At 68.2% G+C, this 15,101-nt stretch carries 15 protein-coding genes; 7 read left to right on the top strand and 8 right to left on the bottom strand.

Annotation, left to right across the window (positions count from 1 at the left end):
- Positions 1-3: 3 nt before the first annotated feature.
- Entirely contained in the window at positions 4-1,047 is a 1,044-nt protein-coding gene (gene cobT / locus KXD97_RS26110) for a nicotinate-nucleotide--dimethylbenzimidazole phosphoribosyltransferase (RefSeq protein ID WP_396885515.1), read from the bottom strand.
- Between the two features lie 8 nt (positions 1,048-1,055).
- On the bottom strand, positions 1,056-1,733 hold the full coding sequence (locus KXD97_RS26105; RefSeq protein WP_260753565.1) for a DUF3043 domain-containing protein: 678 nt from the start codon (positions 1,731-1,733) through the stop codon (positions 1,056-1,058).
- A gap of 79 nt (positions 1,734-1,812) precedes the next feature.
- Here KXD97_RS26105 and KXD97_RS26100 point away from each other — a divergent pair, with 79 nt between their 5' ends.
- Positions 1,813-2,874 (top strand): glycerate kinase, encoded by a 1,062-nt coding sequence (locus tag KXD97_RS26100; RefSeq protein WP_260753560.1) that lies wholly within the window; start codon positions 1,813-1,815, stop codon positions 2,872-2,874.
- Between the two features lie 111 nt (positions 2,875-2,985).
- Positions 2,986-3,363 carry an iron-sulfur cluster assembly accessory protein gene (locus KXD97_RS26095; protein ID WP_260753559.1) on the top strand — a complete coding sequence of 126 codons (378 nt, stop codon included), beginning with the start codon at positions 2,986-2,988 and terminating at the stop codon, positions 3,361-3,363.
- 16 nt (positions 3,364-3,379) lie between these two features.
- Here KXD97_RS26095 and KXD97_RS26090 read toward each other — a convergent pair whose 3' ends face one another.
- Positions 3,380-4,048 carry a hypothetical protein gene (locus KXD97_RS26090; protein WP_260753558.1) on the bottom strand — a complete coding sequence of 223 codons (669 nt, stop codon included), beginning with the start codon at positions 4,046-4,048 and terminating at the stop codon, positions 3,380-3,382.
- Between the two features lie 189 nt (positions 4,049-4,237).
- Here KXD97_RS26090 and KXD97_RS26085 point away from each other — a divergent pair, with 189 nt between their 5' ends.
- A complete protein-coding gene (locus KXD97_RS26085) occupies positions 4,238-5,209 on the top strand; it encodes a carbohydrate kinase family protein (protein ID WP_260753557.1) in 972 nt (323 codons plus the stop codon).
- A 32-nt stretch (positions 5,210-5,241) separates the two neighbouring features.
- Here KXD97_RS26085 and asnB read toward each other — a convergent pair whose 3' ends face one another.
- Entirely contained in the window at positions 5,242-7,173 is a 1,932-nt protein-coding gene (gene asnB, locus KXD97_RS26080) for an asparagine synthase (glutamine-hydrolyzing) (protein WP_396884565.1), read from the bottom strand.
- A gap of 159 nt (positions 7,174-7,332) precedes the next feature.
- On the opposite strand from asnB, the gene KXD97_RS26075 reads away from it, so the two are divergent.
- The 4 genes from KXD97_RS26075 (at position 7,333) to KXD97_RS26060 (ending at position 10,490) form a co-directional block, all read left to right on the top strand.
- Entirely contained in the window at positions 7,333-8,367 is a 1,035-nt protein-coding gene (locus tag KXD97_RS26075; RefSeq protein WP_260753554.1) for a cytochrome c oxidase subunit II, read from the top strand.
- A 9-nt stretch (positions 8,368-8,376) separates the two neighbouring features.
- Positions 8,377-8,796: a cytochrome c oxidase subunit 4 gene (locus KXD97_RS26070; protein WP_260753553.1), complete on the top strand. Its 420-nt coding sequence runs from the start codon at positions 8,377-8,379 to the stop codon at positions 8,794-8,796.
- A 160-nt stretch (positions 8,797-8,956) separates the two neighbouring features.
- The gene (locus tag KXD97_RS26065; protein WP_260753552.1) at positions 8,957-9,832 is read left to right on the top strand and encodes an MmpS family protein; all 876 of its coding nucleotides are present in this window, start codon (positions 8,957-8,959) and stop codon (positions 9,830-9,832) included.
- Between the two features lie 7 nt (positions 9,833-9,839).
- Positions 9,840-10,490 carry a DUF2561 family protein gene (locus KXD97_RS26060; RefSeq protein ID WP_260753550.1) on the top strand — a complete coding sequence of 217 codons (651 nt, stop codon included), beginning with the start codon at positions 9,840-9,842 and terminating at the stop codon, positions 10,488-10,490.
- Positions 10,491-10,715: 225 nt separating this feature from the next.
- Here KXD97_RS26060 and KXD97_RS26055 read toward each other — a convergent pair whose 3' ends face one another.
- Genes KXD97_RS26055 through KXD97_RS26040 form a run of 4 tightly spaced genes read right to left on the bottom strand, consistent with a single transcriptional unit; the run spans position 10,716 to position 15,083 of the window.
- Positions 10,716-12,374 carry a cytochrome bc complex cytochrome b subunit gene (locus tag KXD97_RS26055; protein WP_260753548.1) on the bottom strand — a complete coding sequence of 553 codons (1,659 nt, stop codon included), beginning with the start codon at positions 12,372-12,374 and terminating at the stop codon, positions 10,716-10,718.
- Positions 12,371-13,579 carry a ubiquinol-cytochrome c reductase iron-sulfur subunit gene (locus KXD97_RS26050; RefSeq protein WP_260753547.1) on the bottom strand — a complete coding sequence of 403 codons (1,209 nt, stop codon included), beginning with the start codon at positions 13,577-13,579 and terminating at the stop codon, positions 12,371-12,373. The genes KXD97_RS26055 and KXD97_RS26050 overlap by 4 nt, the downstream gene beginning before the upstream one ends.
- Positions 13,576-14,412, bottom strand: a complete 837-nt coding sequence (locus KXD97_RS26045) for a c-type cytochrome (RefSeq protein WP_260753546.1) — start codon at positions 14,410-14,412, stop codon at positions 13,576-13,578. Before KXD97_RS26045 ends, KXD97_RS26050 begins: the two co-directional genes overlap by 4 nt.
- A 59-nt stretch (positions 14,413-14,471) precedes the next feature.
- Positions 14,472-15,083, bottom strand: coding sequence for a heme-copper oxidase subunit III (locus KXD97_RS26040; protein WP_260753545.1), 612 nt, complete (start codon positions 15,081-15,083; stop codon positions 14,472-14,474).
- Between the last annotated feature and the right edge of the window lie 18 nt (positions 15,084-15,101).

The raw sequence follows: 15,101 nt of genomic DNA, 5'->3' as shown, positions 1-15,101 counted from the left end.
GCGTCAGGCCTCGCTGATTCCGGCTTCCCCGAAGGTGGCCATCGACGCCAGGGTCGCGACGGCGGCACGCAGCACCGGGAGCGCGACCAGCGCGCCGGAACCCTCACCGAGGCGCATCCCCAGATCGACGATCGGCTCGAGGTCGAGGTGACGCAGCGCCAGGGTGTGGGCCGGTTCGGTGGAGCGGTGACCGGCCTGCCACCACAGCCGAGCGCCCGGCGCAAGCTTCTCGGCGGCCAGCGCCGCGGACGTCACCACCATGCCGTCGAGCAGCACGGGGGTGCGGCGCACCGCGGCCTGCGCGCAGAACCCGGTCATGGCGGCCAGATCGGCGCCGCCACAGATTCTCAGCAGCGCGATCGGATCGGCGGACAGCCGCCGGGTGCGGTAGAGCGCGTCGCGGATCGCGGCGGTCTTGCGGGCCCAGCCGGTGTCGTCGATGCCGGTGCCCCGGCCCACCACGGCCACGGGTTCGGAGTCGGTCAGCGCGGCGATCAGCGTGGTCGCCGGTGTGGTGTTGCCGATGCCCATGTCGCCGGCGATCAGCAGGTCGGCGCCGGAGTCCACTTCCTCGTCGGCGAGGCGGCGCCCGGCGTCGATGGCCTGCACCACCTCGTCGGGTGTCAGCGCGTCTTCGACCGCGATGTTGCCGCTGGAGCGCCGGATCTTGTCGGCGCCGATCGCCTCCGTCAGCGGCTCGTCGGTGTCGACGGCCATGTCGACGACCCGCACACCGGCACCGGCGACGTCGGCCAGCACGTTCACCGCGGCGCCGCCGGCGGCGATGTTCGCCACCATCGCCGCGGTCACCTCGGCGGGATAGGCCGACACGCCGGCCGCGGCGACACCGTGGTCGCCGGCGAAAACCACCACCCGGGCCCGATCGAATTGCCTTGGCGGACAGACGCCTTGGCATGCCGCGACCCAGATCGACAGGTCTTCGAGCCGGCCGAGCGCGCCCGTCGGTTTGGTGAGTGTGGACTGCCGGGCCCGCGCGGCCGCGGCGGCGTCGGCGTCAGGCGCGGCGATCTCAGGAAAGTACGCCACCTCCGGCGTCACGCAACGCGGGTGCCGCGCTCGACCTGCGGCCGCGGCGCACGCATACGGCGCAGCTGAGAGGCGCGGCTGGCGGCGTAGAAACCGAGCTTCCAGCCGGTCTCGGTGTTGCCCGGGAACTTCTCGTCGGCCATCCGGTTCACCTTGCGGCCCAGGAAGAACCCGTCGATCACCATGATCAGCACCAGAACCAGCATCGCCGGCGACAGGAACGCCTGCACCTGGACCGAGGGCACGGCCAGCATCACGAAGATCAGGAACAGGGCCGACGGCATGAACAAGCCGAGCAGGTTGCGTCGCGCATCGACCACGTCACGCACGTACCGGCGCACCGGGCCACGGTCGCGGGGGAGCAGGTAGGCGTCCTCGCCGGCCATCATCCGTGCCCGGCGCTCGGACATGTCGGCCCGGCGCTCAAGGCGCTCGGCCTTGCGCTCCTCGCGGGACAGCTTCGGCCCGCGCATCTCCTTGCGGCGCTTCCGGGCCTCGGCGGCCGTCATCGGCGCCGGCGCGACCGGGCCGCGCCGGCGGGCCGCCTGGTTGCGCTTCGGTGTCGGCTTGCCCTTGGGCGCCGTCCCGGCCCGCTCGGCTGCGGCCGCGTCGGCGCGCTGGTCGGCGGAGGGCGCAGAGTCGCGGGGATCCCCGGAGTCGTCGTTCTTACGGCCCAGCAGTTTCACGACTGCCAGGTTACTTCTCGGCCGCCGGGCGACCCAATCCGCGCGACCTGCGGGGCCCGCGGACAGGCCATAGTCTGCCGTGGTGGCAAGCATTCTCATCGCGCCCGACTGTTTCGGCGACAGCCTCACCGCTGTGCAGGCCGCCCGGGCCATCGCCGACGGCTGGCGGCGGGCGCGTCCGGCGGATGCGCTGACCCTGGCCCCGCAGTCCGACGGCGGGCCCGGGTTCGTCGAGGTGCTGGCCGGCCGGCTGGGGAACACGCGGACGACGACGGTGGCAGGCCCGCTGGACGCCGAGGTCGAGGCGCAGTGGGTCTTCGACGGCGGCCCGCCGGTCACCGCGTATATCGAGTGCGCGCAAGCCTGCGGGCTCGCCCTGCTCGGCGGGCCGCCGACGGTCCGCACGGCGTTGGCGGCGCACAGCAGCGGGGTCGGTCAGCTGATCGCCGCGGCGTACGCCGCGGGCGCGCGCCGTATCGTCGTCGGACTCGGCGGCAGCGGCTGCACCGACGGCGGCCGGGGGATGGTCGAGGCCCTCGGCGGGCTGGACGCCGCCCGCAAGCTGCTCGCCGATGTCGAGCTGATCGCCGCCAGTGACGTCGAACACCCCCTGCTCGGGCCTCGGGGGGCGGCCGCGGTGTTCGGTCCGCAGAAGGGCGCCGACCCGGATACCGTCGTCGTCCTCGAACACCGGCTGACGGACTGGGCGCGCCACCTCGATGCCGCGGCCGGGCGCTCGATCCGTGACGAACCGGGTGCCGGCGCCGCCGGAGGTATCGGCGCCGCACTGCTGGCGCTTGGGGGTAGGCGCGAATCGGGCGCGGCGGTCATCGCCGAGCACACCGGGCTCGACGCCGACGTGGCCGCCGCCGACCTGGTCATCACCGGGGAAGGCCGCTTCGACGACCAGTCGCTGCACGGCAAGGTGGTCAGTGCCCTGGCAGCGAGCGCGCAGGCGCACCGGGTTCCGGTGCTGGTGCTGGCCGGGCAGGTCACGCTGGATCATGCCGCGCTGCAGGCGGCGGGTATCGACACGGCCCGCTCCGTGGCCGAGTACGCGGGATCCGTCCAGCGTGCCATCGAGGACGCGGCCGACCAGTTGACCGGTCTCGCCGCGGACATCGCGGGAAGCTGGGGATAGATGGGGAATAGCGGGGGAACGGGGTACCGTTGAGTCAGTGGGGTCAGACCGCGCATGGCCACCTCGGCCAAACCGCGGGCCCCTTCCACGAACATCCACACGGGAGATTTCATGACTGTTCAGGACGAGTCGGCAGTGCAGGCAGGTCAGGCCACCGACGCCCAACACGGCGTGACTCTGACCGATGCCGCGGCCGCCAAGGCGAAGGCTCTGCTCGACCAGGAGGGTCGTGACGACCTGGCGCTGCGGATCGCTGTGCAGCCCGGCGGGTGCGCAGGTCTGCGCTACAACCTCTTCTTCGACGACCGCACCCTCGACGGCGACCTGACCGTCGACTTCAACGGCGTCGAGCTCACGGTCGACCGCATGAGCGCCCCCTATGTGCAGGGCGCCACCATCGACTTCGTGGACACGATCGAGAAGCAGGGCTTCACCATCGACAACCCGAACGCCACCGGTTCGTGCGCGTGCGGCGACTCGTTCAACTGAGTCGGCACCGGATCGATCAGTACTGACCTGCCGTGCGCGGCAGGTAGGAGCACACCAACACCTCGTCATCGACCGACAGCAGCTGCGCAACGGCCTGCTCGTCGGCCTCTTGGGGCTGCGTGCGCGACGAGCCGCTGGCCGGGACCACCCGCATCGTGAACAGCACCTGTGCCTGGGTCGGTGAGGACAGCACCATCTTGTCGATCGCGGTCACCTCGGCGCTGTCGTACTGCTTACGGAACGCGTCGCTGGACAGGTTGGCCAGCGCCAGATCAGAGCGCCGTTCCTTGACCGCGTCGAACAGGCCGCACAAGGTGTGCCGCGCCACGGTCTCGTCGTCGCCGTTGGTCAGCGCGTCCAGATAGTCCTGGATCGCGGTCTTGGCCGTCGCCTCGGTGAGGGCGCCGGAGGAGCCGGCGTCGTCGCGCCGGCCGGTCAGCGCCACCGCGGCGATCACCGCGACGAGCCCGACGACCGCCACCACCGCGACGGCGGCGACGATCCAGGGGCGCCTGCGCTTGGGGTACTGCACCGGCGGCGGCAGCGGGCCCGGATAGGACGCCGCCGGGCCGGCCTCGGGATAGGGAGTCCCCATCGCCGGGTAGGTCGGCGGCGGATAACCCTCCGGATACATCTGCGGGCCTGCTGGTCCTGCGCCGTATTGGGGCGGGTACGGACCAGTCATAGATTTGCTCCCGGGGAAGTCGATCGGATCCTGCGGCATCTACAGTGACCGGGCAGGCACTTATAGGCAGGTTAGCGCACCTGGCCGGGGTGACCCTGCCGACAGCGAGGCCGGGACGGGGCCGAGATCTGCCCGCCGGAGTGCTCGACACTAGGCTGAAATGCTCATGAACACGAAGGGTGGGACTGCGTGACCATTGCGGTGACCGGATCGATAGCGACCGACCATCTGATGCGCTTTCCGGGGAAGTTCTCCGAACAGCTGCTGGCCGACCACCTGCAGAAGGTCTCGTTGAGTTTCCTCGTCGACGATCTCGTCATGCATCGCGGCGGCGTCGCCGGGAACATGGCGTTCGCGATGGGCGTGCTCGGCGGAAGCCCGCTGCTGATCGGAGCGGTCGGGGAAGACTTCGACGACTACCGGCAGTGGCTCACCGCGCACGGTGTGAACTGCGACAGCGTGCTCGTGTCACAGAGCGCCTACACGGCGCGGTTCGTGTGCACCACCGACGAGGACATGGCCCAGATCGCGTCCTTCTACCCGGGGGCGATGTCGGAGGCTCGCAACATCAAGCTTGCCGACGTCGTGAAGCAAACGGGCACACCGGATCTGGTGATCATCGGAGCCAACGACCCGGAGGCGATGTTCCTCTACACCGAGGAGTGCCGCACGCTCGGCCTGGCGTTCGCGGCCGACCCCAGCCAGCAGTTGGCGCGGCTGTCGGGGCAGGAGATCCGCAATCTGATCAACGGCGCGAGCTACCTGTTCACCAACGACTACGAGTGGGATCTGCTGCTGCAGAAGTCCGGCTGGTCGGAGGCAGAGGTGATGAGCCAGATCCAGCTGCGCGTCACCACCCTGGGTGAGAAGGGCGTGGACCTCGTGGGTCGCGACGGAACCTTCGTGCACGTCGACGTGGTGCCCGAGACCCACAAGGAGGATCCGACCGGGATCGGCGACGCGTTCCGCGCCGGCTTCCTGACCGGCCGTGACGCCGGGCTGTCGCTGGAGCGCGCGGCCCAGCTGGCCTCTCTGGTGGCCACGCTGGTGCTGGAGGCCCCGGGTCCGCAGGAGTGGAGCTGGCACAAGGAGTCGGCCGTGGAGCGCCTCTCGGACGCGTATGGGGCTGAAGCTGCCCGGGAGATCGCCGAGGCGCTTTAGCGCCGACAGAGCCCTCAGAGGCGCTTTAGCGCCTAAAGCTGTACGGGGTAGGTCGGCTCGCTGATCTGCGGGGTCACGCTCTTGTCGACGAAGATCCCGTACCACAGCATGAAGATCAGCATGGTCCACAGCCGGCGGCTGTGGTCGGTGGTGCCGCTGCGGTGTTCGTCGAGCATGGAGCGGACCGCGGCGAGATCGACGAAATCGCCCGCGCCGGACGTGCCGACCATCCCGTGCGCCCAGTCGAGCAGCTCGCCGGAGCGCAGCCAGTGCCGGATCGGCACCGGGAAGCCCAGTTTCGGGCGGTTGAGCACGTGCGCGGGAACGATGGGTTCGAGCGCGCGACGCAATGCGTACTTCGTCGTCGACCGGGTGATCTTCTGGTCGTACGGCAGCCTCGACGCGACCGCGAACACCTCGGGATCCAGGAACGGCACCCGCAACTCCAGCGAGTTGGCCATCGTCATCTTGTCCGCCTTGACCAGGATGTCGCCGCGCAGCCAGGTGAACAGATCGATGTGCTGCATCCGCGCCACCGGGTCCCAGCCCTGTGACTGGGCGTACACCGGCGCCGTCACATCGGTGTGCACCCATTCCGGGCGGAACCGCGGCAGCACCGCGCGCAGCTGCGCGTCCGAGAAGCTGCGCGCGTTGCCGTAATAGCGCTCCTCGAGCGTCAAGGATCCGCGGTGCAGCAGGCTCTTGCCGCGCAGACCCTCGGGCAACGGGCCGGCCATCCGGCCCACCGACTTGCGCAGGCCGCGGGGAAGGTAGTCGAAAGCCTTGAGCGACAACGGTTCCCGATAGATCGTGTAGCCGCCGAACAGCTCGTCGGCGCCCTCGCCGGAGAGCACCACCTTGACGTGTTTACGGGCCTCCCGGGCGATGAAGTACAGCGGGACCAGCGCCGGGTCGGCGACGGGTTCGTCGAGATACCAGACGATCTCGGGCAGCGCCGCGACGAACTCCTGCTGGCTGACCACCTTGGTGACGTGGCGGGCGCCGATCGCTTCGGCCGATGCGACCGCGACGTCGACCTCGGAGAACCCCTCCCGTTCGAAGCCGGTGGTGAACGTGATCAGCCGCGGGTTGTGCCGCATCGCCAGCGCCGCGATCGCGGTCGAGTCGATACCGCCGGACAGGAACGCACCCACCGTCACATCGGCACGCATGTGCTTGGCCACCGAGTCCTCGAGCGCGGCGGTGATCTCGTCGTAGCGGGACTGCTCTGTTCCCGGCCGGAATGCCACCGCGTCGAACCGCGGCTTGAAGTAACGCGTCACCTCCGGGCCGGCGCCCGGCCGGATCACAGCCGAACTGCCCGATTCCAGCCTGCGGATGCCGCGGTGCAGCGTCTCGGGTTCGGGGACGTACTGCAACACGGTGTAGTGCTCAACGGCTCGCTCGTCGATACCGAGATCGATCCCGAGCCGGTCGGCGACCTCCAGCAGGCATTTCTTCTCGCTGCCGACGACGGTGCCGCCGGGGCCGGTCGCCATGTAGAGCGGTTTGATGCCGAAGGGGTCCCTGGCACAGAACAGTTCCTGTGTGACGCTGTCCCACAGCGCGAACGCGAACATGCCGCGCAGCCGGGTCAGCGCTTCGGCGCCCCAGTGGTGGTAGGCCACCACGATGGCCTCGCCGTCACCGTCGGTGTGGAACTCCGCGCCGAACTCGGACCGCAGCGCGTCCCGCAGTTCCAGGTAGTTGTAGATTTCGCCGTTGAACACCAGCGTGTAGCGCTCCGGCGCCTCCGGCGGCCCCCACCGCAGCGGCTGGTGGCTGTGTGCGATGTCGATGATCGAGAGCCGGTTGAAACCGAGCACCACGCGGCCGTCGTGCCAGGTGCCGGGCTCGTCCGGGCCGCGGTGCCGCATCTGGGCGGTCGCTCCGGACACGGCATCGACGGTGGTGGGGGATACCTCAGAGGAAGGGTCGGTGACCAGCGCCAGAAGTCCGCACACCGCGCCAGTATGCCTGTTGCGGAGTGCGTGCAGAGATCGGCACGTGCCCACATCCACCGGTCCCTTCGCGTGCGGTCGAGGGCGTGGTCTACGCTGCGTAGTATTCGATGCAGCCGTCTGACCGGCCGCCGGTTTAACGACTTAGTAGGAGGCGCCAACGTGTCCGCTCGCGGTCCTAAGTTGGTGGCATTGTCGCTGCTTCTGGGCGGGACGGCGGTGCTACTCAGCGGGTGCAGTTGGTCTGAGGTGCTCGGCCTCGGCTGGCCCAACGGCATCACCCCGGAAGCACACCTGAACCGCGAATTGTGGATCGGTTCGGTGATCGCCGCGTTCGTCGTCGGCGCGATCGTCTACATCCTGCTGTTGTGGACGATGGCCTTCCACCGGAAGAAGAAGGGCGACACCGAGTTGCCTCGCCAGTTTGGCTACAACATGCCGCTGGAGCTGACGCTGACGGTGATCCCGTTCATCATCATTTCGGTGCTCTTCTACTTCACCGTGGTGGTGCAGGAGCGGATGCTGAACAAGGAAGACAACCCTGAGGTCGTGATCGACGTCACGGCGTTCCAGTGGAACTGGAAGTTCGGCTACCAGAAGGTCGATTTCGCCGACGGCACGCTGACCTACGACGGCGTGGACAACGCCCGCAAAGAGGCCATGACCTCGCGTCCCGAGGGCGTGGACGATCACGGCATCGAGCAGGTCGGCGCCATCTACGGCAAGAACCCCGAGGACCGTACCTACCTGAACTTCGACAAGATCGAGACCATCGGGACCTCCACCGAGATCCCGGTGCTGGTGGTGCCGGTCGGCAAGCGGGTCGAGTTCCAGATCGCCTCGGCGGACGTCATCCATGGGTTCTGGGTGCCTGAGTTCCTGTTCAAGCGGGACGTGCTGCCCAACCCCAAGGAGAACAACTCCGACAACGTCTTCCAGATCAGCGAGATCAACCAGACCGGCGCGTTCGTCGGTCGTTGCACCGAGATGTGCGGCACCTACCACGCGATGATGAACTTCGAGCTGCGTGTGGTGGAGCCCAACGACTTCAAGGCGTACCTCGATCAGCGCAGTGCCGGCAAGACCAACGCCGAGGCGTTGGAGGCGATCAATCAGTCGCCGGTGGCCGTCACCACCAAACCCTTCGACACCCGTCGCGGTGAGGGAGCACCCGAGCTGCCCCAGGCGAGCAGGTAAGGACAGCAGATGCACATCGAAGCCAGGTTGTTCGAGTTCCTGACGGCGTTCTTCGCGCTGTGCACCGTGGTGTACGTCGTGCTGACCTATATGTTCGCCCAGGGCGGTATCGAGTGGGCCGGCAGCACCGCGCTGGCGCTCACCACGGGCCTTTCGCTGATCGTCGGCACTTTCTTCCGGTTCGTCGCGCGCCGCCTCGACACCCGGCCCGAGGACTACGAGGACGCCGAGATCGCCGACGGCGCCGGAGAGCTCGGTTTCTTCAGCCCGCACAGCTGGTGGCCGATCTTCATCGCGCTGTCCGGATCGGTCGCTGCAGTTGGGCTGGCCATGTGGCTGCCGTGGCTGATCATCGCCGGCGTCTGCTTCATCCTGGTGACCGTGTCGGGTCTGGTCTTCGAGTACCACTGGGGCCCGGAGAAGCACTGACCACCGCCCCGGCGACAAGGTCACAATCAGGGCATGAGTTCACCCGCAACACGCGTCGAGCCATCCGATCGGGTGCTGCCGTTGGGTAGTGTTGCCGAGGCGCCATGAGCCGCCACGGCGACCACCGCGCCGGAGAAGCAGTCGAAAAGGATAGACGTAGATGAGCGGGCCGAATCCTCCCGGGCAGGACTCTGGCAGCTCTGGCCTCCCAGGTGAGGAGCCGGCTGGCCAGCCCACCCCGGACGAACCCACCGCCGACAATCCCGATACCGGTCAGACCGACTTCTATTCTCGGGCCTATTCGGCGCCGGAATCCGAACAGTTCGTCAGTCCGCCCTACGTGCCGGCGGACGCATCGTTGTACGACTACGACAGCTACGACGCGAACGTCGACGTCGAGCAGGCGCCGCCGCCCCGATGGCCGTGGGTGGTCGGGGTGGTTGCGATCGTTGCCGCGATCGCGCTGGTCGTGTCCGTGTCGGTGCTGGTGACACGCACCGAGACCGACAACCTGGCGACACCGACCACGACGACCACCGAATCGGTGCCCCCGGTGCAGGACGAGTTCACCACGACCGAGCCGCCGCCGCCCCCGCCGCCTCCGACCTCGGAAGAGGCTCCGCCCCCGCCGCCACCACCTGAGACCGTCACGGTCACCGAGCCGCCGCCTCCTCCACCGCCGGCCACCACGGAGGCGCCGCCTCCGCCGCCTCCGACCACGGAGGAACCGGCACCGCCGCCGCCTCCGACCACGACGCGGTCGGGACCGCGTCAGGTCACCTACTCGGTGACCGGGACGAAGGCGCCGGGCGACATCATCACCGTCACCTACATCGACGCGTCGGGTCGCAGCCGTACGCAGCGCAACGTCTACATCCCGTGGTCGTTGACGGTCACCCCGATCTCCCAGTCGGAGGTCGGCTCGGTTCAGGCTTCGAGCCTGTTTCTGGTCAGCCGGCTGAACTGCTCAATCACGACAAGCGACGGAACGGTGTTGTCGTCCAACACCAGCAACGCCGCACAGACCAGCTGTTAGACCGCAGATGACGAACCTCACCGACACCACCCGGACCCGGCCGGGCCTCGACGTCGCCACACTCGATCGCACGGATCGCCTGCTGCTGGGCGGCTGTGCCGTGGTGTGGTTGGCCGCACTGGGTGCCGCGGTCGCGGCCGTCGTGGCCTTGGTCGACCTCGCGCGAGGCCATGCGCAGTCCGCAGGGGGGTCCGGGACCCCGTGGGTGCTGTACACGATCATCGGGGTGTCTGCGGCGGTGATCGTGGCGGCTGTGCCGCTGCTGCTGCGTGCCCGGCGGACGACCGAATCGGAGGCCGTGCCCGCGCCGGCACCGCGTGCCGAGAGCGCACCGTCGCCGGTGCGCGGGCTGGACGCACCGACGGAGAAACTGCGCGTCGCGCGCCCCGTCGAGGCGAGCGGTCCGTTGCCGACGATGCCGGGGTCCTCGGCGGCGAGTTCGCCGGTGACCGACCAGATGTACCTGCGGTGCACCGCATCGATCGCGGCCGCGATGGGCGTTGCGACGCTGCTGATCTCGGCGGCGACCTATCTGATGGCCGTCGACAGCGACACTGCGGCATGGGTGCTGTACGGCCTCGCCGGCGCCGTCACCGTCGGGATGTGCGCGCTCCCGTGGTACTTCCTGCGCGAGCTGCGCTCCGACACCGAAAGCTGAGCCGGCCCGGGCGAAGACGCGGACGGCTGCGGGGAGTCTCGGGGGTCACACGAATCTGCTTTCTGCAGTGGTCTTCTCGCGCTTTGTCTGCAGAGGGTGAATGCGTGTGACGGGTGGGGCGGGGGAGGGCCCGGGACGAACCGGCCCTCTTCGGCCGACAGCTCACACAAAAAGATCCGCCCCCATCCTTGCGGCTGGGGGCGGATCTTCGTGCTTCGCGGCTCGTCAGTGGTGTCCGTTGGACGATCCGTTCGAGGAGCCGTTGCCGGAGCTGCGCTCCTGGTGCTCCCGCAGTGCGGTCAGCGCGCGATGCTCGGACGCGTGCGCCGCCTCGGTCAGCGCCTCGTGCTCGGACAGCGGGTCGCCCCGCAGGAAGCTGCCGGTGCCCGGGGCGCCCGCCGATCCCAGCTTGTTCATCCGCTTCGGCAGGGCGGCGCCCTGGTACTGCAGCGGAATCGGATGACCATGCTCGTCGACAGGACCCAGCGGCTGGTGCAGCTCGACGTAGGCGCCGTGCGGCAGCCGCTTGATGATGCCGGTCTCGACGCCGTGCTCGAGCACCTCGCGGTCGCTGCGCTGCAGCGCCACCGCCCAGCGGTAGGCGACGAAGTACACGATCGCGGGAAGCACCACCATGCCGACGCGGCCGATCCACGTCGTCGCATTGAGCGAGATGTGGAACTTCAGCGCGATGATGTCGTTCATACACGCGAAGGTCAGCACGATGTAGAACGCGATCGCGGCGGCGCCCACCGCGGTGCGGGTCGGTGCGTCACGCGGACGCTGCAATAGGTTGTGGTGCGCGTCGTCCCCGCTCAGCTTCTTCTCCAGGAACGGATACGCAGCCAGCAGCGTGAAGATCAGTCCCATGCCCACAGCCACCCACACGCCCTGCGGGATGGTGTGACCGAACGGGTAGAACTCCCATGCCGGCCACAACCGGATCAGGCCGTCCGTCCACATCATGTAGAAGTCCGGCTGGCTGCCCGCCGACACCTGGGACGGCTTGTAGGGGCCGATCGTCCACACCGGGTTGATCTGGAGCAGGCCGCCCATCAGACCGAGGATGCCGACCGTCACCGCGAAGAACGCACCCGACTTGATCGCGAACACCGGCATGACGCGCACGCCGACGACGTTGGTCTCGGTGCGGCCGGGGCCGGGGAACTGCGTGTGCTTCTGGAACCAGACCAACGCGAGGTGAACACCGATGAGCGCCAGGATGATTCCCGGAATCAGCAGAATGTGCAGCGCATAGAGGCGGGGGATCAGGATCTCGCCGGGGAAGTCGCCGCCGAACAGCGCCCAGTGCATCCAGGTGCCGACGATCGGGATGCCCATCGTGATGCCCGACAGCGCGGCGCGGATGCCGGTGCCCGAGAGCAGGTCGTCGGGCAGCGAGTACCCGAAGAAGCCTTCGAACATGGCCAGGATCAGCAGCAGCGAGCCGATCACCCAGTTCGCCTCACGCGGGCGACGGAACGCGCCGGTGAAGAAGACACGGGCCAGGTGGACCATGATGGACGCGGCGAACAGCAGCGCCGCCCAGTGGTGGACCTGACGGACGAACAGGCCGCCGCGCACCTCGAAGCTGATGTCCAGCGTCGTCTCGTAGGCGCGGGACATGCCGACCCCGCGCAGCGGCTGGTACACGCCGTCATAGGTGACGTGCGCCATCGACGGATCGAAGAACAGCGTCAGGTAAACGCCCGTGATGAGCAGCACGATGAAGCTGTACATCGCGATCTCGCCCAGCAGGAACGACCAGTGCGTGGGGAAGACCTTGTTGAGCTGCCGGCGCACCGCAGCCGACGGGTGATACCGCGAGTCGATCGCGTCACCCTGCCTGGCCGCGATCGTGGCTGCGTCTAGACGTGGGCTCATGACTTCCGCTCCCAGAATGCCGGTCCGACGGGTTCGATGAAGTCGCCGTTGGCGACCAGGTAGCCCTCTTGATCAATGGTGATCGGCAGCTGCGCGAGCGCACGGGCCGCCGGACCGAAGATCGGCTTGGCGAAGTGCAACGCGTCGAACTGCGACTGGTGACACGGGCACAGAATGCGGTAGGTCTGCTGCTCGTACAGCGAGGACGGGCAGCCCAGGTGCGAGCACACCTTCGTGTAGGCGAACAACTCGCCGAAGTTGAAGCTCTCCTGGCCGCGGCGCTTGACCACCCGGGACATGTCCGCGGGCTTGATGCGGATCAGCATCACCGGGTTGCGCACGCCCATCGAGATCTCGAAAATGTGGTGCTCGGACTCGACAGTCGTTCCGTCACCGTCGGATTCACGCCACGGGTACACGGTCTCCATGCCGCCGGCATCGATGTCCTCGGGACGCATCTTGACGAACGGGGACTCGCCGGGCTTGCCGGTCGCGCGGGCCAGATAGATGGTCTCGCCCTCGAAGCGCGGCGTCCAGCCCGAGGTCCACAGCACTGCCTTGGGGCCCTCCGCGGTCGGAACGACGGGCTTCCACGGGTTCTTGATGAGCCCGCCGATGAAGGCCACAAGCGTGCCCGCTCCGAACGCGCCGAAGCCGATGCCCAGCGACAGGCCGATCAGCTTGCGGCGCTTGATGGTCGAGCCGTCGAGCGCGTCACCGAGGTTGGCCGCGATGGTCTTGCGGTGGATCTCGGGGGAGCGGCCGTCGTGGCGCTCCTGGACCGAGATCTCCTCGGGGATGAACTTTTTCTGGAACAGCACCGCGCCGATACCGATCGCCAGCACCGACAGCCCGAAGGTCAGACCGTAGAGCGGGGTGGTCAACGAGTACAGGAATTCGCCGTCGGAACCGTAGGGCTTGTACTCCCACGGCCAGAACAGGAAGATCAGCAGCAGTGCGAGGCCGGAGAAACCGGCCAGCAGAAACCAGTACGCGACGGTGCGTTCGGCGCGCTTCTCGGCCTTGGTGCCGGGCACCGGCCAGCGCGGCTCCTTGTGAACGATCTCGACGCCGTCGAGCTTGCCGCCCAGTTCGAGCAGTTCTTCCTGCGTCATCTTTGCCAGTTCGGCGTCGGTGGGCTGCCCCGGTTCGCCCTTGTGGCCGGGGACGTCGGTGCCCCTCACGTCGTCGTGCGCGTCACTCATGCCCGTGCTCCGATCCAGAGAGCGGCGGCGATGATGGCCACCATGCCGACGATCCACGCGACCATGCCTTCGGACGTCGGTCCGAAGCCGCCCAGTCCGAGCCCGCCGGGTGTGGGCGTCTCGGCTGCTTCGCGGACGTAGGCGACGATGTCGCGCTTCTCTTCAGGGGACAGCTGGCGGTCGGAGAATTTCGGCATGTTCTGCGGACCGGTCAGCATCGCGGTGTAGATCTGGGCCTCGTTGGCGTCACCGAGGTCGGGGGCGTACTTGCCGGACGAGAGCGCGCCGCCCTTGCCCGTGAAGTTGTGGCACGACGCGCAGTTGAGGCGGAACAGATCACCGCCGCGGGCCACGTCGTTACCGATCAGCGAGTGAGACGCGATCTGGCCATTCTCGTCGCGCGGGACGACGGGTCCGCCGCCGTTGGCCTGGATGTAGGCGCCGAGCGCGTCGGTCTGTGCCTCGTCGAACTGCCGCGGCTTGGCCGGGGCCTGCGCCTCGCCGCGCATCGCCGGCATACGGCCGGTGGACACCTGGAAGTACACCGCCGCCTCGCCGACGCCGATCAGGCTCGGGCCGCGATCGGCGACACCCTGCAGATTCACGCCGTGGCACGACACGCAGGAGGTCTCGTAGAGCTGTTGACCAGTGCGCAGCATCGCCGACGCCGATTCATCGGCGACCGCGACCTGTGGTGACGGAGTCAACGTAGCCGCCAGGCCACCGGCCATCACCAATCCGCTCAGCAGCAGCAGTGCCGCCGTGACGCGTCGGCGCAGCCGCCGCCGGCGAACCGTCGCCGGCCGTCCGGCACCGCGTGACTTGCTGGTCATCGAACCCCTTCTCATCCGCTCGTTGGGCTGTGACGTCGTCGAACGTTCCGGCTCGCCGGTCATCGGACGAAGTAGATGACGGCGAACAGAGCGATCCACACGATGTCGACGAAGTGCCAGTAGTAGGACACGACGATGGCCGCGGTGGCCTGGGCGGGCGTGAACTTGCTCATCCGGGTGCGCAACAGCAGCAGGACGAACGCGATCAGACCACCGATGACGTGCAGGCCGTGGAAGCCGGTCGCCAGGTAGAAGACGGTGCCATAGGCACTGCCGGCGATTGTGGTTCCGTGCTCGACGAGGTGCAGGTACTCATAGCCCTGGCCCAGCACGAAGAAGGTGCCCATCGCCAGCGTGAGCGTGTACCAGCGGCGGAGCCCGAATACGTCGCCGCGCTCGGCGGCGAACACGCCCATCTGGCACGTGAACGACGACGCGATCAGCACCAGCGTCACCGGTACGGCGAGAGCGAGATTCAGTTCGGTCGGCTCCGGCGGCCAGTCGCCGTGTGCCTGTGCGCGCGCCGTGAAATACATCGCGAACAGTCCAGCAAAGAACATCAACTCACTGGAAAGCCACACGATGGTGCCGACACTTACCATGTTCGGCCGGTTCAGCGAATGAACGCGCGAGGTGATGGCGGTTCCGGAGGTTCCTACAGCGCTCGTCACGAGAGCAAGTATGACGCT

This window comes from Mycobacterium sp. SMC-8 (assembly GCF_025263565.1).
Classification (GTDB): Bacteria; Actinomycetota; Actinomycetes; order Mycobacteriales; family Mycobacteriaceae; genus Mycobacterium.
Note: the sequence above shows the minus strand (reverse complement) of the source record. Positions and strands in the feature narration are given on the sequence as shown.